Genomic DNA, 23,339 nt, shown 5'->3' with positions numbered 1-23,339 from the left:
CTCGTATTATAGAAATACTGTTTTATTTAAAACTATGTTAACCTATTAAAATAAATCATGTCTAAAACATATTACGATTCAACCGATTTAAAAAAATTTGGAGACATAACTCAGTGGAGTGAAGAACTTGGCAACAAATTTTTTGACTATTATAAAAGTGTTTTTGAAGAGGGCGCACTTACCGCTCGTGAAAAAAGTTTAATTGCCTTAGCCGTTGCACACACCGAACAATGCCCTTATTGTATCGATGCTTATACAACAGATGGGTTACAACGCGGAATTACAAAACAAGAAATGATGGAAGCCATACATGTTGGAGCCGCAATAAAAAGTGGTGCAACCCTAGTACATGGAGTACAAATGATGAATAAAGTAAATAAGCTAGAAATGTAGGTTTTATAATCCAATACTACCCATAATTTATTTCATCATGAAAAAATCTCTTATTGCTAGAAATAACGACTTAGCAAATACCCAACGGCAATTAGAAATTTTATCGAACGGAATTTTCAATAACGGCAAACTACCCACTTTTGCCCAAAAAATAAAAGAAACAAATCAATTTCCTATTCGCCCTAAAAAACTAGAAGTTTTACAACTCAATTTAGGGTATATGTGTAATCAGGTTTGTGCACATTGTCATGTTGATGCTGGCCCAGACAGAAAAGAAATAATGACAAAACAAACCCTGTTACAATGTTTAGAGGTTATAAAAAAAACAAAACCCAACACGCTTGATTTAACAGGTGGAGCACCAGAATTAAACCCTAATTTTAGATGGTTTGTTCAAGAGGCTGCTAAAATAGGTATTAACGATTTTATTGTTCGGTCTAACCTAACTATTATTGTATCAAATAAAAAATATTACGATTTACCCCAGTTTTTTAAAAAATACAATATTCATGTGGTATCATCAATGCCTCATTACACAGAACAAAAAACAAACAAACAACGAGGCAATGGTGTTTTTAATAAATCTATACAAGCATTAAAAATGCTAAATGCTGTAGGATACGGAAAAGCGCAAACCAATTTAAAATTAGATTTAGTATACAATCCTTCAGGAGCTTTTTTGCCAGGAAACCAAAAAGCCTTAGAAAACGACTTTAAAAAAGCGCTAGAAAACAATTTTTCTATTTATTTTAATAATTTGCTTACCATTACCAATTTACCTATTAGTCGATTTTTAGATTATTTAATTGTTTCAGAAAATTATGAAGATTATATGTATACTTTAGTTGAAGCATATAATGCTAATACATTAAAAAATGTAATGTGTACAAACTCTATTTCGGTTAGTTGGAACGGGTATTTATACGATTGCGATTTTAACCAAATGCTAAACTTAAAAGTAGCAAGTACAGTGCAACATATTACTGATTATAATGAAAATTTGTTGCAAAATAGATCTATAAATATTCATCAACACTGCTACGGATGCACTGCTGGTTCTGGCAGCAGCTGTCAAGGAGCCGTAATTTAAACAATATGATTTTTACTGCTACTTAATACGTAAACTCTAGAGTGTTTGATAAAAGAAACCGATAAATGACCAAAAATTTTGTAATTATATTTGTTAGAAATCCAAAACTAGGAAAAGTAAAAACACGATTAGCAGCCTCTATAGGTGATCAAAAGGCTTTAGAGGTGTATCAAATTTTATTACATAAAACCAAAACTATTACCCAAAATTTAACCTGTGACAAAGCCGTTTATTATTCAAATAAAACTATAAAAAATGATATTTGGGACAATACTATTTACCAAAAACACCAACAAAAAGGTTCAAATTTAGGCATGCGAATGCAAAGTGCTTTTAAAAAAGCCTTTGATATGGGGTATAAAAAAGTATTGATAATTGGTAGTGATTTGTACGATTTAACACAAAGCCACATAAACAAAGCTTTTGAAAAATTAAACTCAAATGATGTAGTAATGGGGCCCGCAAAAGATGGTGGATATTACCTTTTAGCAATGAAAAAACTACATGCTAATATTTTTGAAAACAAAGCATGGGGCACAGCAACTGTTAAAACAGAAACGTTAAACGATTTAAAAGATAATCGCGTTTATTTACTAGACGAATTAAATGACATAGATGTCATTGAAGACCTTGAAAATCACGCTGCTTTTAAGTCATTTTTATAAAAATAAATCACGAACGTAAACTTATTTGTGTGAAACAAAAACAACTACTCGAAACAGCTGAATTATTAAAAAAATCAGGCTTTTTAAATCCTGAAATAGGAATTGTATTAGGTACTGGATTAGGAAAATTAGTAGACGAAATACTTATTGAAAAAGAAATTCTGTATACTGAAATTCCTCATTTTCCAGAAGCAACGGTACAATTTCATTCTGGCAAATTAATTTACGGCACCTTATCTGGAAAAAAAGTAGTGGTTATGTCAGGTCGGTTTCACCTCTATGAAGGATACAACTTATGGGAAGTTACCTACGGCATTAGAACAATGCATGCCCTAGGCATCAAAACATTACTTATTTCTAACGCTGCTGGAGCAATAAATTTAAATTATAAAAAAGGAGATGTAATGTTAATAAACGACCATTTAAATCTACAAGGCAACTCTCCTCTAGCTTTTAAAGAAGCGGCTAATTTTGGAAATATTTTTGTAGATATGTTTGAGCCTTATTCAGAAAAAATTAATTCAAAATTAAAAGAAATTGCAAAACATAATAATATACAATTACACCAAGGTGTATATGCTTGTGTTTTAGGCCCTCAATTAGAAACTAAAGCAGAATATAGAATACTACAAATTTTAGAAGCAGATGCCGTAGGCATGAGTACGGTACCTGAAGTTATTGTTGCTAAACAATTAAATATAGCTTGTGCAGCAATTTCTATACTAACTGACGAATGTAATCCATCAAACCTAAAACCTATAAATATTAAAGAAATTATTGAAATTGCTAGCAAAGCCGAACCTAAAATAATTACCCTTTTTAAAAGCTTAATTGCTGATTTGTAAAACCAATATATTGAGTATAAATACGGTTTTCTATAATTTTATCTAATTCAAAGCTATCTTGGGCTCTTTTTAACAAAAAGTTTTTTTAAAATATAAATTTAATCTATAACTTTGCCCCAGTTTTTGAGGAAAAATTTGAACTGATTGCGACCTCAATGAACATTTTGTTCAAAATAAAAATGCTAAAGCAGTACGTATCTACTTCTTTTAGCCGTTTAGCAATTTTTAAATTTTTTCTTTAAAGCACACTTAATTTAAAAAAAGAAAAAATATGTCGTATTTATTTACTTCAGAGAGTGTTTCAGAAGGGCATCCTGATAAAGTAGCCGATCAAATTTCAGATGCTTTAATTGATAATTTTTTAGCATTCGATTCTACTTCTAAGGTGGCATGCGAAACATTAGTTACTACAGGTCAAGTGGTTTTGGCTGGTGAAGTAAAATCTAAAACTTATTTAGATGTTCAAAAAATTGCACGCGATGTAATTAACAAAATTGGTTATACCAAAAGCGAATACATGTTCGAAGGCAACTCTTGTGGTGTTTTTTCGGCTATACACGAGCAATCACCCGATATTAACCAAGGGGTAGAAAAAACAAACCCTGAAGAACAAGGGGCTGGTGACCAAGGTATGATGTTTGGATATGCTACTGATGAAACCGAAAACTTTATGCCTTTAGCTTTAGAACTGTCGCATCGCTTGTTAAAAGAGTTGGCACTATTGCGTAAAGAAAATAAAGAAATTACCTATTTACGCCCCGATGCAAAAAGTCAAGTAACTATTGAATATTCTGACGATAATATACCGCAACGAATAGATGCAATTGTTATTTCTACACAACATGATGCTTTTGATAAAACCGATGAAGCCATGTTGGCAAAAATAAAATCAGACATCATCAATATATTAATTCCAAGAGTAGTAAATAAATTACCTGATAGTATTAAAGCTTTATTTAATGCCGATATTAAATACCATATTAATCCTACAGGTGTGTTTGTTATTGGTGGCCCTCATGGAGATACGGGCTTAACAGGCCGTAAAATTATTGTAGATACCTATGGCGGAAAGGGAGCTCACGGTGGTGGTGCTTTTTCAGGTAAAGACCCCTCAAAGGTAGACCGATCAGGAGCATATGCTACACGACACATTGCCAAAAACTTAGTTGCCGCTGGTGTTTGTAAAGAAGTATTGGTGCAAGTTTCATATGCTATTGGTGTAGCAAAACCTACTAGCATTAATGTTGAAACATTTGGCACATCAAATGTTAATTTAACCGATGGAGAAATCAGTAAAATTGTAGAGACAATTTTTGATATGCGCCCCTATTTTATTGAACAACGCTTAAAGCTACGCAATCCTATTTATTCTGACACAGCTGCCTATGGACACATGGGAAGAACGCCTATAAAAAAGACCGTGGTGTTTACCAGCCCTTATGGTGAAACGGTAACTAAAGAAGTAGAAACCTTTACTTGGGAAAAACTGGATTATGTAGACAAGGTAAAAGAAGCTTTTAGCTTGTAATATTCTTCTTAAAACAAAATCTCACAGAGTTATTTTATATGTAACTCTGTGAGAAAAAATAAACAACCCTTAATCATTAATTAAGGTTGCTTTCTTTTCAAACAACCAAATTGTTCGATTAATTTGTTAAGCAATTAATTTATTTTTTAAAGATTAAAAAAGGTAAAAGGTTGCGTTAAATACTCTTATTTTTGTAAAAATTATGTACAAGAAAATATTTAACATACAAACCGAAAATCAATTTAACGAAGTTGCCTTAGCTGTTTTTAAACATCAATTTACAAATAACAAAGTATATCGTTCTTTTTGTGATTTGTTGTATGTTCATCCTTCTAGTGTAAAATCTATCAAAGAAATTCCATTTTTACCTATCGAGTTTTTTAAAACTAAAAAAATACTTTCTTCAACAAATAGCGTTCAAAAAACATTTACAAGTTCGGGCACAACTGGAAATAAAACTAGCAAACACTACGTAACCGATACTAATTTATATAAAGAAAGTTTTACCAAAGGGTTTGACTATTTTTATAAAGATATTGAGCAATATACAATATTGGCATTACTACCTAATTACCTAGAACGTCAAGGCTCTTCATTAGTGTATATGGTTAACGATTTAATTGTAAAAACGAAAAACCTCGAAAGTGGTTTTTTTCTTAATAATATAGATGAATTAATAGAAAAGCTTAGTTATCTAGACCAAAACGGACAAAAAGTAATTTTAATTGGAGTTTCGTTTGCCCTATTAGATTTGGTTGAAAAACACTCGTTTAAACTAAAAAATACCATTATAATGGAAACGGGGGGTATGAAAGGGCAAAGAAAAGAACTGGTGCGCGATGAATTACATCAACGTCTTTGTAAAGGATTTGGGGTAACTAAAATTCATTCAGAATATGGTATGACAGAACTCTTAAGTCAAGCATATTCAAAAGGAAATGGCATTTTTAATTGTCCGCCATGGATGAAAGTTCTAATACGTGATACCGAAGACGCACTAACTATTCTAAGCTCGAAAAAAACAGGCGGTATTAATGTTATCGATTTAGCTAATTATAATTCATGTTCATTTATTGCTACGCAAGACCTAGGAAAAGTACAACCAGATAACTGTTTTGAAATTATTGGCCGCTTTGATAATTCTGATATTCGAGGTTGTAATTTAATGGTTTTGTAATCCGCTTATATATTTAGCCTATATTATATTCAAAATAAAATAACTTCTTTAGTGAACTGTTTATTTATAATCTTCGTACGATTTTTCTTCTACCAAGTCTGATCCTGTAAATACATTTATTTGTTTTTTAATATCTGCTCTAACATCATTTGTAAAATACACTGCTCTTGCCAACTCTATAAAAGTCTTTTCAAAATTTTTAGTGCGTTCACACATTCTAATATCATCTTCTATCTTCCATAGTTTTTTATTCACTTGTAGCAATGCTTCATGAAGTTTTTTTAATTCTTTTTTACTCTTCGCTTTTTCGTAAATATAATCTACAACAGGAGTTAAAACGCTATATTCATGTTCAACATTTACACGTTTAGTAGCATCTTTTATTTCTGTTCGTTTAATTTCTAAAATGGTGTATTTATCTATTATTTCTCCGTTCGATACTTCTATTTTCATTCAAATAAATTTAGTTTTTTAATTCTTTAATTTTTTTATAAAAATCTTCGTTCAATTATTTCTAAAAAACGATTTTCATACGTTTCTTTTTCACTCCAATTATAATCGGGCTTAATTATTTTAGTAATAAATTTTTTAGCCTCTTTTGCTGTTTTAAAGGTGTTTAATTGCGAAAGAACACGATTAAAATCTTCTTGACTATCGTCAAATAAATGTTTTACAAATGCAATTCTATCATTTAACCCTATTTCAATGGTGTTTTGTAATCGGTTATTCAAACTTGTTTGTGAGTTTTTCTTTTCAAATAAATCAACCATAGAATCGACCGAAATAGTACCTTGCAGTTCGTCTTCTAACGTTTGTGTTTTACGTTCACCAACGTCTCTAGCATCATTTTTTACATCATCATTTATCTCAAATAATTGCTGTATTTCATTCAAAGGCTGTTCAGTAAAATCATTTTTTAGAGTATCGTCTGGTTGCTTTATGTCTTTAGCTGAAGTATTTAATGCTTCTTTTTCAACCTCATCTAACAACTCCTTATTTTTTTCAACCACTTGTTCATTTTCAGACACTGCCGCTATCTTAGCCATTATATCTTCCTTAGAAATGGTTGTATTCGAAGTTGTGTTTATATACTCTTCAACAAATGCTAAAACCGATAGTTTTTCATAAACTTTATAAGCCATGTTTTTTAAAGCAAACACATCTTCTTTGTTTTTCATCTGTAAAATGCTATGGGCTAAACTGGTTAAATCTCCTGCTAATTTTTTGTGCATAAGTTGTCGGTTGAAATTTATATTTGCGCTAAAATTTTAATAAATTTGTTTTTACCTTATCTTCTTATTAAAGATAAAACATTAACATTTCAAGCCTTAAAATTACAAAATGTTTCTCGAAAATACCGTAAATCATACAGAACAATTTGGTTGGATTGAAGTAATTTGTGGCTCAATGTTTTCTGGAAAAACCGAAGAACTTATTCGCCGGTTAAAACGTGCGCAATTTGCCAAACAACGAGTAGAAATTTTTAAACCCGCTATTGACACGCGATATAATGACCATCAAGTGGTTTCGCATGACGACACTCGCATTCGATCAACTCCAGTACCTGCCTCTTCAAATATTCGATTATTAGCCAATAATGTAGATGTTGTAGGGATAGACGAAGCGCAATTTTTTGACAACGAAATTGTAGCCGTTTGTAACGATTTAGCAAATCGTGGAATTCGAGTAATTGTAGCGGGGTTAGACATGGATTTTAAAGGAAATCCTTTTGGTCCTATGCCTGCACTTATGGCAACTGCCGAATATGTAACTAAAGTACACGCCGTATGTACCCGTACAGGTAATTTAGCAAACTATAGTTTTAGAAAAGTAAAAAACGATAACTTAGTATTATTGGGCGAAGTAGAAGAATATGAACCGCTAAGCAGAGCCGCCTACTATAAAGCGATGCAAAAACAACAAAACGAAATAGACAATTCTGAAAAAAAAGACCATGAATAATCACGTTAGTGTTTTAGAAATTGATGCCAAAGCTGTAAAGCACAATTTAAATTTTTTTAAACAAAAATTACAACCCAACACTAAAATTTTAGTGGTTGTAAAAGCTTTTGGCTATGGAAGTGATGCCGTAGATATTGCTAAAATTGTTGAAAACGAAGTCGATTATTTTGCTGTTGCATACGCAAATGAAGGCATTACACTTCGAAAAGCAGGTATTAAAAAACCAATACTCGTATTACATCCTCAACTACCCAATATAGAGAGTCTTATTGACCACAGATTAGAACCAAATCTATACAACTTTAAAATTTTAGACGCCTTTCTTGCTTTAGCTGATAAAAAAGTTACTATGAATTACCCTATTCATATTAGTTTTAATACGGGTTTAAATCGATTAGGTTTTTGGCACACTGATATTGGTAATATTTTATCAGAAATAAAAAAATCGAACAACGTAAAAATAGCTTCTCTTTTTTCGCATCTCGCTGCAAGTGAAGACCCAGAAGAAGAAGAATTTACGGTAAATCAAATTAATAACTTTGCTTACATTGTTAAAGAAATTTATGAACATCTAGATTATGACCCTATTGTTCATATTTTAAACACTTCGGGTATTATAAACTATGAAGAAGCACAATTTGATATGGTTCGATTAGGCATTGGGTTATATGGTTTTGGCAATGATGATGCAATTACGGCGCAACTACAAAACACGCACAATTTAAAATCAATTATTTCACAAATAAACCTTATTAATCCTGGAGAAACGGTTGGTTACAATCGGGCATTTGTTGCAAAAGAGGTTACTAAAAGTGCAACCATACCTATTGGGCATGCCGATGGTATTTCTAGAAAATTAGGAAACGAAAACGGATTTGTTATTATTAACGGTCAAAAAGCCCCAATTATTGGTAATGTATGTATGGATATGCTTATGGTTGATGTAACAAAAATTGATTGTAAAGAAGGTGATGAAGTAATTATTTTTAACCATCAAAAATTAATTGAATATATGGCTTATAAAACCGAAACGATACCTTACGAAATAATTACTGCAATAAGTCAACGGATAAAGAGATTTGTAAAACAGTAATTTTTTATTACATTGCGTAAGATTTAATTATAAAAAACAATCAATCATGTTAAAAGAATTTAAAGAATTTATTACTGGCGGTAATGTAATTGAATTTGCTGTCGCTGTAATTATGGCTGGTGCTATTGGGCTTGTAGTTACCGGATTTGTTAACTTTATTGTAATGCCTTTTGTTGGGCACTTTACAGGAGGAATGGATTTTAAAGACATGAAGTATGTCTTAGATGCAGCTACTCTTGATGCTGCTGGAAAAGTTGTTTCTCCAGAAAACGCCATCATGTATGGTGAATGGATTAATACCATTATTAACTTATTGATCGTAGGATTTGTAATGTTTTTAATTGTAAAAGCTTATAACAAAGTAAAAAAGAAAGCTGATGAAGCTCCTGCTGGACCAACTCAAGAAGAGTTATTGTCTCAAATTAGAGATTTATTAGCTAAAAAATAATTTCACTATCGTAACGAATTAAAAAGCACTTCTTTAAAAAAGAAGTGCTTTTTTTATTTCCCCTATTTAAATTTACCTTATGCGTATTTAATTTAATTTGTAATCTATTTGTTGTTTTTCTAACGCATCTAAAAATTCATTATTAATAACTACCTTCGTGTTTCTACTAGGTATGTTTAGTTCTATTTCTTCTTCAATATCGTAAATTGTAAAATTGAGTGCTTGTTTTCCTTTATTAGACGCTAATAATTTTTTTAAATCTTTAATTGTATCATCAGTAATCAATTGTAACGGAATTTTTAATGTAATTTTTTTACACTCATTATCCATCACATCGTGTAATAATTTAAAATCGGCAAATTGAATTCTAGGTTCAGATTTAACCCCTTCACGATTAGTCCAACCCTCTTTAACAAAAACTTTTATATAAAGAAACGAGTTTAAAACTAAAAAATGTTTAAATTTTAAATACTCTTCTCCAAAAATTCTAAACTCATAACTATCGTTATAATCTTCAATAACAAAAGTAGCCCACCCTTTTCCTGTTTTAGAAACTCGATGTTGTACATTAGTTACGATACCACCAAAAACGCAATTTTTACCCACAAGCTCGTTTAAATCTGACTTAAATATGGCTAACGAACAATTGCAAAAACGTAACTGATACTTAAAATCGTCTAGCGGATGTGCAGAAATATACATCCCTATTACCTCTTTTTCTTTAGCTAGCAACTCCATAGTTCCCCAAGGGTCACAATCTGGAATTTTAGGTTCTTCAAACGATACTTCAGAAGCTTCTCCAAATAAAGATACTTGTGACGAATTTTGATTTTCTTGATATTTATTCCCAAATCGTAAAATACGCTCTATAAAAGTTTGTCCTTTATCATCTAATTTATAATACTGCGCTCTATGTGTATTTTTTAATGAATCAAACCCACCTGCTAAAATTAATCCTTCAAAAGCTTTTTTATTTGCAACGCGCAAGTCTACACGCTTGGCTACATCAAAAATAGATGAATAATTGCCGTTCTCTTTTCGCTCACTAATAATAGCCTTAACAGCCGTATTACCTACTCCTTTAATAGCCGCCATTCCAAAACGAATAGCCCCTTGTTTATTTACCGAAAATTTTAAATACGATTCGTTAATATCTGGTCCTAAAACCTGTAGCCCCATTCGGCGACATTCTTCTATAAAAAATGATACCGTTTTAATATCATTCATATTGTTAGATAAAACCGAAGCCATATATTCAGCAGGGTAATGTGCTTTTAAATATGCTGTTTGATAAGCAATCCACGCATAACAAGTAGAATGGCTTTTATTAAACGCATAACTAGCAAAGGCTTCCCAATCTTTCCATATTTTTTCTAACTTTTCTATTTCGTGCCCATTTGCCGATGCTTGTTCTATAAATTTAGGCTTCATTTTTTCCAAAACAGCAGCTTGTTTTTTACCCATTGCTTTTCGTAAAACATCTGCTTCTCCCTTAGTAAAATCGGCTAATTTTTGCGAGAGTAACATTACTTGCTCTTGGTATACTGTAATACCATAGGTTTCTGCCAAATACTCTTCCATTGCTGGCAAATCGTAAGTTATTTTTTCATCACCATGTTTACGATTAATAAAAGAAGGTATATATTCCATCGGTCCTGGGCGATATAATGCATTCATAGCAATTAAATCGCCAAAAACAGTAGGTTTTAACGAGCGCATATGTTTTTGCATACCGGGAGATTCGTATTGAAATATCCCTATGGTTTCACCTCTTTGAAACAATTCATATGTTTTTTGATCATCTAAAGGAAAATTTTCAGGATCAAGTTCAACCCCATGACGCGCCTTTACAATTTTTACAGTATCTTTAATAAGCGTTAATGTTTTTAACCCTAAAAAGTCCATTTTTAGTAATCCTGCGCTTTCTACCACCGAATTGTCAAATTGAGTGACATACATATCGGAATCTTTTGCGGTAGCAACAGGTACAAAGTTGGTAATATCATCAGGCGTAATAATTACACCACAGGCATGAATACCTGTGTTTCTTAAAGAACCCTCTAGTACCATTGCCTTATTAACCGTTTCAGAATCAACCCCATTGCCATTAGCAATTGAACGCAGCTCTTCAACCATTGCTTTTTCTTCGGTACGTAAGCCTGCTATTTTACTTTTGCTTTTATCATCGTTGCCAAAAATATTTTTTAACTTAACATTGGGAATTAGTTTTGCTATTCTATCGGCTTCAAATAATGGCAAATCAAGTACACGAGCCGTATCTCGAATAGATGATTTAGCCGCCATAGTACCATACGTTATAATTTGCGCTACTTGGTTTGACCCGTATTTGTTAATCACATAATCCATAACCTTTGCTCTTCCCTCATCATCAAAATCAATGTCTATATCAGGCATCGAAACACGTTCTGGATTTAAAAACCGCTCAAAAAGTAAGTCATATTTTATCGGATCAATATTGGTAATCCATAAACAGTAAGCCACTACTGAGCCCGCAGCAGAACCTCGACCAGGGCCTACAGAAACACCCATTTTTCTAGCCTCTCGAATAAAGTCTTCAACGATTAAAAAATACCCTGGATAACCTGTTTTAGCAATTACATCTAACTCAAAATCTAATCGTTCTTTTATGCTTTGATCAATCTCTCCATACCGCTTTTTAGCCCCTTGATAGGTTAAATGTTGTAAGTAATTGTTTTCTCCCCTTTTACCACCATCGGCAAGATCTTTTTCATCTTGAAATTCTTTAGGAATCTTAAATGCTGGTAGCAATACATTTCTCGCTAAATCAAATGGGGTTATTTTATCTACAATTTCTTGAATATTAAAAATGGCTTCGGGCAAATCAGCAAAAAGCGCTTTCATTTCTTGAGACGATTTAAAATAGTATTCATCATTAGGTAACCCATATCGGTAACCTCGTCCTCGTCCTTTAGGTGTTGCTTGCTTTTCGCCATCTTTTACACACAATAAAATATCGTGAGCATTAGCATCGTCTTTGTTTAAATAAAAGGTATTATTTGTAGCTACAACCTTTATCTGATGCTTTTTTGAAAATTTTAATAAGGTTTTATTTACTACCTTTTCATCTTCTTGGTTGTGCCGCATCAACTCAATATATAAATCGTCTTTGAATTGTTGTTTCCACCAAAGCAATGCTTCTTCTGCTTGCTTTTCTCCACTATTTAAAATTTTATTGGGTACTTCGCCATATAAATTACCCGTTAAAACAATAATATCTTCTTTATATTTTTCTACTATTTTTTTGTCAATTCGAGGCACATAGTAAAACCCATCAACAAAAGCAATTGACGACATTTTTGCTAAATTATGATAGCCTTTTTTATTTTTTGCCAAAAAAACGACCTGATAACCATTATCTTTTTTTGTTTTATCTAAATGGTTATCACAAACATATAATTCGCAACCAACAATAGGTTTTATTTTGTCTTCAGAGGTTTTGTTGTGCATTAACACTTCTTTTACAAAATGAAAAGAAGCCATCATATTACCCGTATCGGTAATGGCTACAGCCGACATATTGTTTTTAGCGGCAGCACTAACAATATTCGCTATTTGGGTGGTAGATTGTAATACCGAAAATTGGGTGTGATTGTGTAAATGCGCAAATTTAGCATTTGCCAGTTTTGCTAATTCTTCTGAAGTTGCTTGAGTAGTTTGAACTTCTTCGCTTTTTTGTAATGCTTTGCGAATTTTTTCACTTTCTTCTTTTAAATTAACATGTTTTAACCCAATTACAGGTATGGGGTCTGGATTTGCTTTTATAAAATTTGTAAAATAATCCGCTTCTACTTTTAGCTGTTTTTTCGTAAATTCTTTTCGTCTAATAAGCTCTAAAAAACAACGAGAAGTTGCTTCTACATCGGCAGTAGCATTATGTGCTTCGTTAAATGACGTGTTAAACAAATATTGATGTAGTTCGGTAAGTGTAGGCAGTTTAAATTTACCGCCACGACCGCCTGGAATTTGACAAAGCTGTGCCGTTTCTTCTGTACACGTATCTAACACAGGTAATTCTGTTAGGTTCGTTGTAACCCCCATACGATGAAATTCACAGCCCATAATATTGATATCAAAACCAACATTTTGCCCCACTACAAATTGTGTTTTTTGTAATGCTTCATTAAACAACGTTAACCCTTCTGTTAACGGAATACCTTGCTTTTCTGCTAATGCTGTAGAAATGCCATGAATACGTTCTGCGTCGTAAGGAATATTAAACTCCTTTGGCTGAATTAAAAAGTTGTTATGATCAACCAAATTACCCATTTCGTCGTGCAATTGCCATGCAATTTGAACGGCTCTTGGCCAGTTATCCGTATCGGTAATAGGTGCGTTCCAACTTTTAGGCAACCCCGTTGTTTCTGTGTCAAATATTAAATACATCAAATAAATTTAAGCGGTGTGTAAATTTACAATTTTAAACCGAATTTATTGTGTTCTGACACCCACAATTGTTACTTAAAAAACGAAGTGTTTCAGCAATTTTTAATAGTATTTGTACACTTTTACTTACCTTTTTTTTGTACAAAAAAAAGCAAATAATTAAAACCCTTACAAACACATAAAATATCCATTTAAAAATATTGAAAATTAAACAATTAGTTACAAATAATTTTGTAGATTTGCGCCCACTTTATCACGAGATGATAAAATTTTTAATAACCAAGGTCGCGAACCTTAAAAATTAACATTATGCCTGTAAAAATTAGATTACAAAGACATGGTAAAAAAGGGAAACCTTTTTATTGGGTAGTTGCTGCGGATAGTCGCGCAAAAAGAGATGGTCGTTTTTTAGAAAAACTAGGTACCTATAACCCAAACACAAATCCTGCAACTATTGATATCGATGTAGATGCTTCGGTAAAATGGTTACAAAATGGAGCACAGCCTACCGATACCGCTAAAGCAATATTATCGTACAAAGGTGCGTTATTAAAAAATCATTTAGCTGGAGGTGTGCGTAAAGGCGCTTTAACCGAAGAACAAGCTGAAGCTAAATTTACAGCTTGGTTAGAAGAAAAAGCTGGCAAAGTTTCTAATAAAGAAGCAAACTTAGCAAAAGTACAAGCCGAAGCAAAAGCAAAAGCTTTAGAAGCTGAAAAAGCGGTAAACGAAGCTAGAATAGCTGCTGCTGCACCAGCTGTAGAAAATGATAGTGAAGAAGTAGCTGCTACAGCTAGTGGTGATAGCGAAGAATAAAACAGCGTAGCGATAATGCGTAAAGAAGATTGTTTTTATTTAGGCAAAATCGTTAAAAAGCATAGTTTTAAAGGTGAGGTGGTAATTAAATTAGATACCGACGAGCCAGAGCTATATAAAAATATGGAATCAGTTTTTGTCGACATAGGCAATAACTTGATTCCTTTTTTTATTATAAAATCATCGCTTAGCAGAGACACTATGCTACGGGTAAAATTTCAAGATGTATCTTCAGAAGAAGATGCTGACAGCATTTTAGGTTCTGGTATTTATTTACCTTTAAATTTATTACCCAAACTTACGGGTAACAAATTTTATTATCATGAAGTAATTGGCTTTACTGTAATTGATAAAAATTACGGTACAGTAGGTTCTATTGTTGATATTAATGACAAAGCTGCACAACCTTTATTTGAAATTGAAAATGATGGAAAAACAATTTTTATTCCATTAATTGATGACTTTATCAATACCGTTGACAGGGCTAACAAAACCGTTGAAGTAGAAGTTCCTGAAGGGCTAATTGAATTATATTTAGGCTAATTTTTTAAATTTATAAATCCTAAGAAGAGGAAACGTCTAACTAGAACACATTATATAGCAACTGCGCCAAAGGTTCAAATGCCTTTCGCCTCTTCGAAATACCATAAAAAAGCCATAATAACCTTATTAATTTCTATTTTTTTTACGTTGTCTTATCCTTTTAAATTTAAAGCGTTTACCATACATCAAGATAAAACCGCTATGAAAGTAGGCACTGATGCTGTTTTATTAGGTGCCTGGTGTGCTATAAACAATGCTCAAGACACTATTTTAGATGTGGGATCGGGCACAGGAATTATTGCCCTAATGCTTGCACAACGGAGTAATGCAACAACTATTGATGCTGTAGAAATTGATAAAAATGCTTATGAACAAACCGTAGAAAATTTTGAACAATCGGACTGGGGCGATCGTTTATTTTGCTATCATGCTTCTTTTGAAGCATTTGCCAATGAATTTGCACAAGAAAATGAAACCTACGATTTAATTATTTCTAATCCGCCTTTTTATACCGATAATTTTGAAACCGAAAATCAGGCTAGAAATAAAGCTCGATTTACCTCATCGCTATCTTTTGACCATCTAATTACTGGAGTTTGTAAAATACTAGCTAAAAACGGCACTTTTTCAGTTATTATTCCAAAAAAGGAAGAAGAAAATTTTGTGGCTATTGCCGCTAAAAACAACTTATATGTTAATCGGGTTTGCCACGTAAAAGGAACGCCAAACTCAGAAATTAAACGTAGTTTACTCACTTTTTCTTTTCAAAAAAATACCATTAAAAAAGAAACCTTAACAATAGAAATATCTCGACATAATTATACAGAAGCGTATAAAGCCTTAACAAAAGATTTTTACTTAAAAATGTAATCTGTTACGAACTCTTAAACAGCTTGCTCTGTTGAAGTGTTTTCGGCTTCTCTCTTTAATATTGACGGAAAAATAATAGGTGCTATTTCTTTTACAGGTTTATATAAAACAGATTGTTCTAAAGTTTCTTGCTTAATAAAAGGAATCGTGTCATTCATTTTTCCAAAAAAAATAAAAATAACACTGAGTATTAATCCGATTTTTAAAACTCCAAAAACACCCCCAAGAAGTTTATTTAAAATACCTAATGAAGCAAAGTTTGCTAACTTGGTAAACAATTTTCCTAAAACAACAATTACCACCAAAATAACTACAAAAGTAATAGCAAAAGCTGCCAAAGCAATATACCTTTCGTCCCAAGAAACACTGTTTTTAAGCCAATTTCCAGCAAAATGCGAAAACCGAATTGCGCCAAAAACACCTGCAATTAAAGCAGCTAAAGAAGCAACTTCTACAAACAGCCCTTTCATTAAACCTCGTATAAACCCAAAAAGTAATAAAGCTGCAATTATAATATCAAAAGTATTCATTTTATTCTGTCAAATTTATCTAGTGCTGAAATATAGCTAAAACATTTATAAAAACACAATAGCAACCATAATATAAAAAATGTTAATCCCTTTCTTTATGAGTCTTCTAAAGTTGCTGCTTTTTGGCTTTTCGCAGTACTTAACAACACGAAATATCCTAAAACGCCACAAATAAAAGAAGCTAACAATATGGCAATTTTTGATTCTTCAATAATCATCGTGTCTGTAAAAGAAAGCGTTGTAACAAATAACGACATGGTAAAACCCATACCGCAAAGTAACCCAATACCCAACATTAACTTCCAAAGGTATTTACTCCTTGGCATATCTTTATAGAAAAAGGTTGTCAAAATCCATATTGCTAATAAAATACCTAAGGGCTTCCCTATTAATACTCCAAATATAATTCCCCAGGTTAATGGGGTATGAAAAATCTGACTCATAATTTGACTTTGAAACACAATCCCTGCATTTACAAATGCAAAAAGCGGCATAATAAAATGGTAAACTGGCCCATGAAGCTTACGTTCTAATCGTTTTAATGGAGATTCGATTTCAAGTAATGTTTTTTCAAGAAAATAACTCACCTTATCGGAATTATCAGCATCGTTTTTTTCAAGATATTCTAACCCTTTACGACCATAACGTTGAATTTTAGCTATTGACCATGTTCTGCGCAACGGTATTGTAAATGCTAAAATAACTCCTGCAATGGTAGCGTGTATACCTGATGCCAATATGCTCCACCATAAAATGAAACCAATTACAAGATAAGGTGTTAGTTTATTTACATTTTTATAATTCAAAATTAATAGAATTAATAACGATATACCAGCAATACCCAAAGCACTCCAAGTAATAGTATCTGTGTAAAAAAAAGCGATAACTAATATTGCAATAAGATCATCAACTACTGCAATTGTAGTAACAAATACCTTAACCCAAGTTGGAATTCTAGACCCTAAAATCGCAACAATACCTAAAACAAATGCAATATCTGTAGACATCGGTATCGCCCAACCGTGTATATATTTTGTATTATAATTTAAGGCAAAATAAATAATTGCTGGAAACAATGCCCCAAAAAGAGAGGATACACTAGGAAATATGGCTGACCTAAACGATTTTAACCTACCAAAACGTAGTTCGCTTTTTATTTCTAAACCTACCAAAAGAAAGAACAAAGCCATCAAACCATCATTAACCCAATGGTGAAGTGAAAATGTCAGGTTCAAATTTGGAAATCCAATGGTAAACGGAAATTTCATAAATTCAATATAATACTTATTTAAAAACGTATTAGCAACGATAAGAGCTAAAAGAGTAGCCATAACTAACAAAATACCTGTTGCCGATTCCTTTTTGAGAAATTTTCTGTATTTATTTAATAATTTTACCATATTCGTTGTGATGATAAATAATTGATAGTCTTATAGTAAACGATTTGCTTGACATACTACGTTAGCAATACAAACCAACATTTGTCTTTGGCGAATTGTCAACACCACAATTAAGTATAAGTCATAGCAAAAAGGGGGAGATTTAAATTATTTTTTAGCTCAAAATGCTATTGTAACCCTTCATGTGCTAATTTACGAAAAGGTAATGAATTTACCCTAGCTAATTTTAACGTTTGTAGAAAGCTTGCCTCGTATTTTTCTTAATTTAGATTAACAATTAGATATAAAAACTCATTTGTATATTTGTCATTTATAAAATTAAGAATGAATAAATCTGCTGAGTTAAAACAAAAATGGGAGTTCGTTGTTGATAAATTGTCGCAACAGTTTGCTGATGGAGAAAAACTAACTATCGATGGAATTATTTATTTGATTGGTGTACAAGAATTAGGTCAAGGTCATCGAAAATTTAAAAAAGATGAGAAAATAAATTTAATGCATATTGCTATTTGTAAGCTTTTAGAACCTTATGGATATTATGAATTTGATTTTTTTGATAATGACGGGTGGCCTCACTATAAAATACAAACCCAATTACCCAATCTAAAACCAGGAGAACAATCGGTTTTAATAAAAGAAGCTATTGTTTCATATTTTGAAACACTCGACTTTTTTAACCCATAAATGTCTTTAGCTATCTTGTTTTATGACCATACTCTTTATTTTAAAAAAAGCTATATTTGTAGGCTAAATGAAGATTTCAGCAATCATATTATCTTTTGTAATACTTGTTCAAAGTTTAGATATAACCTATAACGATATTTTAAACTTAAATGAGTTAGTAAAGCATGCTCAGTACCACAAGAAGATGTATGGCGATAATTTTATTACTTTTTTATCTAAACATTATGGCAAGTTAAAAAAAGAGCATCAAGAAAAGCATCAAGAAGAAAAAAAAGAGCATGAAAAACTTCCATGTCTATTTCATTATCAATTAGTCCCTTTTTACAAAGCTCCTTTTAATAACTTAGCTTCACTTTTACCTTCAACAATAAATTTTATACAAAAAAATTCTTTTTTTCATTACCAAAAACGCTATAATTCACCTGATACATTAGGTATATTTCAACCTCCTAGATATATATAATTCACAACCGTTACAAATTAAAATAACAACTTTTTTAAGTAGAAAAACAAAGAAATCTGTAATACTTAAATAAATGAATTATGCTATCAAAAATTATACAATTTTCTATAAAAAATAAATTTATAGTCCTCTTATTTACCGTTTTTTTAATCGGATTTGGCGTTTATTCTTTATCACAAATTCCAATTGGAGCAGTACCCGATGTAACGAATAATCAGGTACAAGTGATTACCACATCACGAAATCTTTCAACACAAGATATAGAACAATTTATTACCTATCCTGTAGAGCTAGAAATGGCAAATTTACCTGGGGTAAAAGAAATAAGATCTATCTCAAAATTTGGGTTATCAGTAGTAACCATTGTTTTTGAAGAATCTTTAGGCACCTACTTGCCCAGACAGCTTATCGCAGAAAAAATAAAAGCAGCCTCAGAAAAAATACCCGAAGGTTTTGGAACCCCCGAAATGGGGCCAATTACTACAGGTCTTGGTGAAATTTATCAATATATTTTAGATGTAAAACCCGAATACAAAAATAAATATACCGCTACTGATTTACGAACCATTCAAGACTGGATTGTAAAAAGACAACTTTCAGGTATTCCTGGAGTTGTTGAAGTAAACACTTGGGGCGGATATTTAAAACAATACGAAGTTGCTATTAACTCTCATAAATTAAATGCAATGAATATTTCTGCTAAAGAAGTATTTACCGCATTAGAAAACAACAACAATGTAGCAGGAGGTGGATATATAGAAAAAATAAATCAATCTTATTTTATACGAGGTGAAGGGTTGGTTAAAAACCTCGAAGACATTGAAGACATTGTGGTTGCTAATAAAAATGGCATGCCTATTTACATTAAAGATATTGCAAAAGTAGGTTATGGTAGTGCAACGCGATTTGGGGCTATTACCGCTAATGGAGAAGGCGAAAAAGTATTGGGGCAAGTAATGATGTTAAAAAATGCCAGCTCTAAAGATGTTATTGAAGCCGTAAAAAAACGAGTGGCAAGCATAGAAAAAACATTACCTGAAGGGGTCTTTATAAATCCTTTTTTAGAGCGGAGTGAACTTATTGGCAAAACCACATTTACCATTTCAGAAAACTTATTATTAGGTTGTTTAATTGTAATTTTTGTAGTGGTATTACTACTCGGCAACATCCGTTCTGGATTGGTTGTCGCTTCGGTAATTCCTCTATGTCTGTTATTTGCTTTATCGCTCATGTATATTTTTGGTATTGATGCTAATTTAATGAGTTTAGGTGCCATTGATTTTGGAATTATTATTGACGGGGCTGTAATAATTGTTGAATACATAACCTTTAAAATTACGCAACAAAAAGATACGTTTATTACACTAAACAAAAAAGAACAACAAGAGGCTAAAGACACGATTAGTAATAAAGGCGCATCAAAAATGATGGGGTCTGCGGTATTTGGTCAATTAATTATTCTCATCGTATTTATTCCTATTTTGTCTTTAAGTGGTGTTGAAGGAAAAATGTTTAAACCAATGGCCTTGGTGTTTAGTTTCGCACTCATTGGTGCCATTTTACTTTGTTTAACCTACGTTCCGGTAATGGCATCTATATTTTTAAAACCAACAAACATTACGGATAAAAATATTTCTGTAAAGCTGATAAAAAAGTTAAACCAATGGTATACGCCAGTAATTGATTGGGCTCTACATCGAAAAAAAGCAGTGTTAAGTATTGCTTTTTTAATGTTATTACTTTCTGTGTTTATTTACACAAAAATGGGAGGAGAGTTTGTGCCTACATTAGATGAAGGTGATTTTGTAATTCAACCTGTTTTAAAAACAGGAACAACATTAAGTAACACCATTGAAACAACCACTAAGATTGAAAAAATTTTAAAAGATAATTTCCCTGAAGTTAAACAAGTTGTTTCTCGTATTGGAGCTGCAGAAGTACCAACCGACCCAATGAGCATGGAAGAGAGTGATGTAATAATAACTTTACGTCCGAAAAGCGAATGGACCTCTGCCCAAAGTAAAGATGAGCTAGCGGATAAATTTAAAGAAGCGCTGGCTGTAATACCTGGAATGGAAGTAGAATTTACCCAACCTATCGAAATGCGCTTTAATGAATTAATTACAGGTGTAAGAGCCGATATTGCTATTAAAATTTTTGGAGAAGATTTATCTGTTTTAGCCAAAAAAGGAAATGAGATAAAAAAATTAGTTGAAAATGTAGAAGGGGCTTCTGACATTACCGTTGAAAAAATAGAAGGGCTACCTCAAATGAATGTAACCTATAACAGAGCAAAAATAGCACGATATGGCTTAAACATCAAAGAGGTAAACGAAATGGTATCTATGGCTTTTGGAGGAAGAACTGTAGGAAATGTTTTTGAAGGAGAAAAACGTTTCGACCTAGTCGTTAGACTTGATAAACTTAATCGAAAAGATATTAGCGATTTAAAACAATTATATATAGATGTACCCGACGGAGGTAAAGTTCCGCTAGATGAATTAGCAACCATTAGCTATCAAAAAGGAGCCGCTAAAATTTCTAGAGACGATACCAAACGCAGGTTGGTCGTAGGAATAAATGTTCGTAATAGAGATTTACAATCGGTAGTAGATGATGTTCAACAATTAATAAACAAAAACATTAAACTTCCAACAGGATATTCAATTACCTACGGAGGGCAATTTGAAAACTTACAAAGTGCCTCAAAACGGTTAATGATAGCTGTTCCTATTGCGCTAATTTTAATCTTCATTATGTTATATTTTGCCTTTAACTCGGTAAAAGAAGCCTTAATTATTTATTCAGCAATACCTTTTGCCGCTATTGGAGGTGTATTATTATTATGGATACGTGATTTGCCTTTTAGCATATCGGCAGGTGTTGGATTTATTGCTCTTTTTGGAATAGCCGTACTAAACGGAATTGTATTGATTGAACATTTTAAAGAATTAAAACAAAGCAATTTTTCTAGTACTGAAGAATTAGTAAAACAAGGAACTATAGATCGTTTAAGGGCAGTATTGTTAACAGCAGCAGCAGCGGCATTAGGTTTTTTACCAATGGCTATTTCAACCAATGCAGGCGCTGAAGTTCAACGCCCATTAGCAACAGTTGTTATTGGAGGGCTTGTAACCTCTACCCTATTAACATTAATTGTGTTACCCGTATTATATTCAATTTTTCACAAAATGAACCCATTAAAAATTAAGAAAAAAAGTACTCTTTTAAGTATTGTTATTCTTTTGGGTAGTCTTTCGGCAACCCAAGCTCAACAAACACCACAAGATTTACAAAACTTAATCGATTTAGCTCTGACAAATAATAAAGGGTTACAAGCTCAGCAATTACAAGTAAAAAAAGCAAAAACGGCTATAGGTGAAGCTTATACTTTTGATAAAACTGAGGTATACTATGGTCAAGATGAAACCAATACTGCAGCAGAACATCCTTTAAATATTTTTGGCATTCAACAAACCTTTGCCTTTCCAACAGTTTATAGAGCAAATAAAAACGTGCAAAAATCAGCCTATAAACTCGAGAGCAATCAATATGAAACTGCCAAAAAAAGATTAACAAAATCAGTTGTTAATGCATATTACACTTATCAATATACAAAAGCAAAAGAGCTTATTTACAAAAGTTTAGATAGCCTATATAATACGTTCTCATATGCAGCTAAACGACGTTTTGAGCTAGGAGAAACTAATTATTTAGAAAAAATAACGGCTCAAGCTAAGCAAAAGCAAATAAAAAACGATTATCGAAAAATAACTGTAGACTCTCGTATTGCTCTTGAAAAAATACAAGCCTTAGTTCAAACAAAAGACAGCTTAATTATTTTACAAAAAGCGGTTATTAAACCTTTACAGGTACAAAATATTAACCTAAATGAAATTACTGAAATTCAAGAATTTTACGAAAAAGAACAGTTGGCAAAAAAACAACTATCTCAAGAAAAGCAACAATTATTGCCCGATTTATCTCTAGAAGTATTTAGAGGAAGTAACCCGTATATCAATGAGCGATTTTACGGATATCAAGTAGGCATTACAATTCCGTTGTTTTTTCGAGGGGAGACCTCAAGAATAAAACAATCGAAAATAGCAAAAGATATTGCCGAATACGAAACCTTAAACTATAAAAAACAAGTAAAAACATACTACATAAATCTAAAAAATAAATTAGAAGAACAAAAAGCCTCTCTAGCGTATTATTTAGAAGAAGGTTTACCCTTAGCAAACGAAATTTTAAAAACAGCAAACGAAAGTTTTAAACACGGAGAAATAGATTTTTTTCAATACATACAAAGTGTTGAAAATGCTTATCAACTAAAATTAGCCTATGTTAATAGCACAGAGGCATATAACAATACCATAATAGACATCAACTATTTAACTTATTAAA

Annotated in this window: 20 protein-coding genes; 15 read left to right on the top strand and 5 right to left on the bottom strand. The window is 32.0% G+C overall.

Annotated features, from left to right (window positions below; translation table 11 throughout):
* The first annotated feature begins 57 nt into the window (after positions 1–57).
* The 6 genes from AB2B44_RS04350 (at position 58) to AB2B44_RS04325 (ending at position 5,698) form a co-directional block, all read left to right on the top strand.
* Entirely contained in the window at positions 58–393 is a 336-nt protein-coding gene (locus AB2B44_RS04350) for an arsenosugar biosynthesis-associated peroxidase-like protein (RefSeq protein ID WP_369048320.1), read from the top strand.
* 34 nt (positions 394–427) lie between these two features.
* A complete protein-coding gene (arsS, locus tag AB2B44_RS04345) occupies positions 428–1,483 on the top strand; it encodes an arsenosugar biosynthesis radical SAM (seleno)protein ArsS (protein WP_369048528.1) in 1,056 nt (351 codons plus the stop codon).
* Between the two features lie 65 nt (positions 1,484–1,548).
* Positions 1,549–2,148, top strand: a complete 600-nt coding sequence (locus AB2B44_RS04340; protein ID WP_369048319.1) for a TIGR04282 family arsenosugar biosynthesis glycosyltransferase — start codon at positions 1,549–1,551, stop codon at positions 2,146–2,148.
* 29 nt (positions 2,149–2,177) lie between these two features.
* Positions 2,178–2,993 carry a purine-nucleoside phosphorylase gene (locus tag AB2B44_RS04335; protein ID WP_369048318.1) on the top strand — a complete coding sequence of 272 codons (816 nt, stop codon included), beginning with the start codon at positions 2,178–2,180 and terminating at the stop codon, positions 2,991–2,993.
* Between the two features lie 271 nt (positions 2,994–3,264).
* Complete coding sequence (gene metK, locus AB2B44_RS04330) at positions 3,265–4,521, top strand: methionine adenosyltransferase (protein WP_369048317.1); 1,257 nt, start codon at positions 3,265–3,267, stop codon at positions 4,519–4,521.
* A 202-nt stretch (positions 4,522–4,723) separates the two neighbouring features.
* The gene (locus AB2B44_RS04325) at positions 4,724–5,698 is read left to right on the top strand and encodes an acyl transferase (RefSeq protein WP_369048316.1); all 975 of its coding nucleotides are present in this window, start codon (positions 4,724–4,726) and stop codon (positions 5,696–5,698) included.
* 60 nt (positions 5,699–5,758) lie between these two features.
* Here AB2B44_RS04325 and AB2B44_RS04320 read toward each other — a convergent pair whose 3' ends face one another.
* Positions 5,759–6,151 (bottom strand): DUF6165 family protein, encoded by a 393-nt coding sequence (locus AB2B44_RS04320; RefSeq protein ID WP_369048315.1) that lies wholly within the window; start codon positions 6,149–6,151, stop codon positions 5,759–5,761.
* A 35-nt stretch (positions 6,152–6,186) separates the two neighbouring features.
* Entirely contained in the window at positions 6,187–6,930 is a 744-nt protein-coding gene (locus tag AB2B44_RS04315; RefSeq protein WP_369048314.1) for a hypothetical protein, read from the bottom strand.
* Between the two features lie 109 nt (positions 6,931–7,039).
* Between AB2B44_RS04315 and AB2B44_RS04310 the strand changes: the two genes are divergently transcribed.
* Genes AB2B44_RS04310 through mscL form a run of 3 tightly spaced genes read left to right on the top strand, consistent with a single transcriptional unit; the run spans position 7,040 to position 9,201 of the window.
* Positions 7,040–7,660 (top strand): thymidine kinase, encoded by a 621-nt coding sequence (locus tag AB2B44_RS04310; RefSeq protein WP_369048313.1) that lies wholly within the window; start codon positions 7,040–7,042, stop codon positions 7,658–7,660.
* On the top strand, positions 7,653–8,753 hold the full coding sequence (alr, locus tag AB2B44_RS04305) for an alanine racemase (RefSeq protein WP_369048312.1): 1,101 nt from the start codon (positions 7,653–7,655) through the stop codon (positions 8,751–8,753). Before AB2B44_RS04310 ends, alr begins: the two co-directional genes overlap by 8 nt.
* A gap of 46 nt (positions 8,754–8,799) precedes the next feature.
* Entirely contained in the window at positions 8,800–9,201 is a 402-nt protein-coding gene (mscL, locus tag AB2B44_RS04300) for a large conductance mechanosensitive channel protein MscL (RefSeq protein ID WP_369048311.1), read from the top strand.
* Positions 9,202–9,288: 87 nt separating this feature from the next.
* Here mscL and dnaE read toward each other — a convergent pair whose 3' ends face one another.
* Complete coding sequence (dnaE, locus tag AB2B44_RS04295) at positions 9,289–13,626, bottom strand: DNA polymerase III subunit alpha (RefSeq protein WP_369048310.1); 4,338 nt, start codon at positions 13,624–13,626, stop codon at positions 9,289–9,291.
* Between the two features lie 309 nt (positions 13,627–13,935).
* Here dnaE and AB2B44_RS04290 point away from each other — a divergent pair, with 309 nt between their 5' ends.
* The 3 genes from AB2B44_RS04290 to AB2B44_RS04280 all read left to right on the top strand — a co-directional run bounded on the left by AB2B44_RS04290 (position 13,936) and on the right by AB2B44_RS04280 (position 15,855).
* Complete coding sequence (locus AB2B44_RS04290) at positions 13,936–14,442, top strand: 30S ribosomal protein S16 (RefSeq protein WP_369048309.1); 507 nt, start codon at positions 13,936–13,938, stop codon at positions 14,440–14,442.
* A gap of 15 nt (positions 14,443–14,457) precedes the next feature.
* Positions 14,458–14,985, top strand: coding sequence for a ribosome maturation factor RimM (gene rimM / locus AB2B44_RS04285; RefSeq protein ID WP_369048308.1), 528 nt, complete (start codon positions 14,458–14,460; stop codon positions 14,983–14,985).
* Between the two features lie 147 nt (positions 14,986–15,132).
* Positions 15,133–15,855 (top strand): tRNA1(Val) (adenine(37)-N6)-methyltransferase, encoded by a 723-nt coding sequence (locus tag AB2B44_RS04280; protein ID WP_369048527.1) that lies wholly within the window; start codon positions 15,133–15,135, stop codon positions 15,853–15,855.
* Between the two features lie 14 nt (positions 15,856–15,869).
* On the opposite strand, the gene AB2B44_RS04275 is transcribed toward AB2B44_RS04280, so the two are convergent.
* Together AB2B44_RS04275 and nhaA are read right to left on the bottom strand one after the other, a co-directional pair.
* Positions 15,870–16,385: a CvpA family protein gene (locus AB2B44_RS04275; protein WP_369048307.1), complete on the bottom strand. Its 516-nt coding sequence runs from the start codon at positions 16,383–16,385 to the stop codon at positions 15,870–15,872.
* 95 nt (positions 16,386–16,480) lie between these two features.
* Complete coding sequence (nhaA, locus tag AB2B44_RS04270) at positions 16,481–17,785, bottom strand: Na+/H+ antiporter NhaA (RefSeq protein ID WP_369048306.1); 1,305 nt, start codon at positions 17,783–17,785, stop codon at positions 16,481–16,483.
* A 324-nt stretch (positions 17,786–18,109) separates the two neighbouring features.
* Between nhaA and AB2B44_RS04265 the strand changes: the two genes are divergently transcribed.
* The 3 genes from AB2B44_RS04265 (at position 18,110) to AB2B44_RS04255 (ending at position 23,338) form a co-directional block, all read left to right on the top strand.
* The gene (locus AB2B44_RS04265) at positions 18,110–18,469 is read left to right on the top strand and encodes a hypothetical protein (RefSeq protein WP_369048305.1); all 360 of its coding nucleotides are present in this window, start codon (positions 18,110–18,112) and stop codon (positions 18,467–18,469) included.
* A gap of 67 nt (positions 18,470–18,536) precedes the next feature.
* Positions 18,537–18,932, top strand: coding sequence for a hypothetical protein (locus AB2B44_RS04260; protein ID WP_369048304.1), 396 nt, complete (start codon positions 18,537–18,539; stop codon positions 18,930–18,932).
* Between the two features lie 80 nt (positions 18,933–19,012).
* Positions 19,013–23,338 (top strand): CusA/CzcA family heavy metal efflux RND transporter, encoded by a 4,326-nt coding sequence (locus tag AB2B44_RS04255; RefSeq protein ID WP_369048303.1) that lies wholly within the window; start codon positions 19,013–19,015, stop codon positions 23,336–23,338.
* Position 23,339: the final 1 nt, after the last annotated feature.

Origin of the sequence: Tenacibaculum sp. UWU-22 (genome assembly GCF_041021355.1) — a bacterium.
Taxonomy (GTDB): domain Bacteria; phylum Bacteroidota; class Bacteroidia; order Flavobacteriales; family Flavobacteriaceae; genus Polaribacter.
This window is presented reverse-complemented; position numbering and strand designations above follow the sequence as displayed.

What these genes read in the sequence shown, in the direction of transcription:
- AB2B44_RS04350 (WP_369048320.1), top strand. Translation starts at nt 58, where the DNA reads ATGTCTAAAACATATTACGATTCAACCGATTTAAAAAAATTTGGAGAC.
- AB2B44_RS04340 (WP_369048319.1), top strand. Translation starts at nt 1,549, where the DNA reads ATGACCAAAAATTTTGTAATTATATTTGTTAGAAATCCAAAACTAGGA.
- metK (WP_369048317.1), top strand. Translation starts at nt 3,265, where the DNA reads ATGTCGTATTTATTTACTTCAGAGAGTGTTTCAGAAGGGCATCCTGAT.
- AB2B44_RS04325 (WP_369048316.1), top strand. Translation starts at nt 4,724, where the DNA reads ATGTACAAGAAAATATTTAACATACAAACCGAAAATCAATTTAACGAA.
- AB2B44_RS04320 (WP_369048315.1), bottom strand. Translation starts at nt 6,151, where the DNA reads ATGAAAATAGAAGTATCGAACGGAGAAATAATAGATAAATACACCATT.
- AB2B44_RS04315 (WP_369048314.1), bottom strand. Translation starts at nt 6,930, where the DNA reads ATGCACAAAAAATTAGCAGGAGATTTAACCAGTTTAGCCCATAGCATT.
- AB2B44_RS04310 (WP_369048313.1), top strand. Translation starts at nt 7,040, where the DNA reads ATGTTTCTCGAAAATACCGTAAATCATACAGAACAATTTGGTTGGATT.
- alr (WP_369048312.1), top strand. Translation starts at nt 7,653, where the DNA reads ATGAATAATCACGTTAGTGTTTTAGAAATTGATGCCAAAGCTGTAAAG.
- mscL (WP_369048311.1), top strand. Translation starts at nt 8,800, where the DNA reads ATGTTAAAAGAATTTAAAGAATTTATTACTGGCGGTAATGTAATTGAA.
- dnaE (WP_369048310.1), bottom strand. Translation starts at nt 13,626, where the DNA reads ATGTATTTAATATTTGACACAGAAACAACGGGGTTGCCTAAAAGTTGG.
- AB2B44_RS04290 (WP_369048309.1), top strand. Translation starts at nt 13,936, where the DNA reads ATGCCTGTAAAAATTAGATTACAAAGACATGGTAAAAAAGGGAAACCT.
- rimM (WP_369048308.1), top strand. Translation starts at nt 14,458, where the DNA reads ATGCGTAAAGAAGATTGTTTTTATTTAGGCAAAATCGTTAAAAAGCAT.
- AB2B44_RS04275 (WP_369048307.1), bottom strand. Translation starts at nt 16,385, where the DNA reads ATGAATACTTTTGATATTATAATTGCAGCTTTATTACTTTTTGGGTTT.
- nhaA (WP_369048306.1), bottom strand. Translation starts at nt 17,785, where the DNA reads ATGGTAAAATTATTAAATAAATACAGAAAATTTCTCAAAAAGGAATCG.
- AB2B44_RS04265 (WP_369048305.1), top strand. Translation starts at nt 18,110, where the DNA reads ATGAATAAATCTGCTGAGTTAAAACAAAAATGGGAGTTCGTTGTTGAT.
- AB2B44_RS04260 (WP_369048304.1), top strand. Translation starts at nt 18,537, where the DNA reads ATGAAGATTTCAGCAATCATATTATCTTTTGTAATACTTGTTCAAAGT.
- AB2B44_RS04255 (WP_369048303.1), top strand. Translation starts at nt 19,013, where the DNA reads ATGCTATCAAAAATTATACAATTTTCTATAAAAAATAAATTTATAGTC.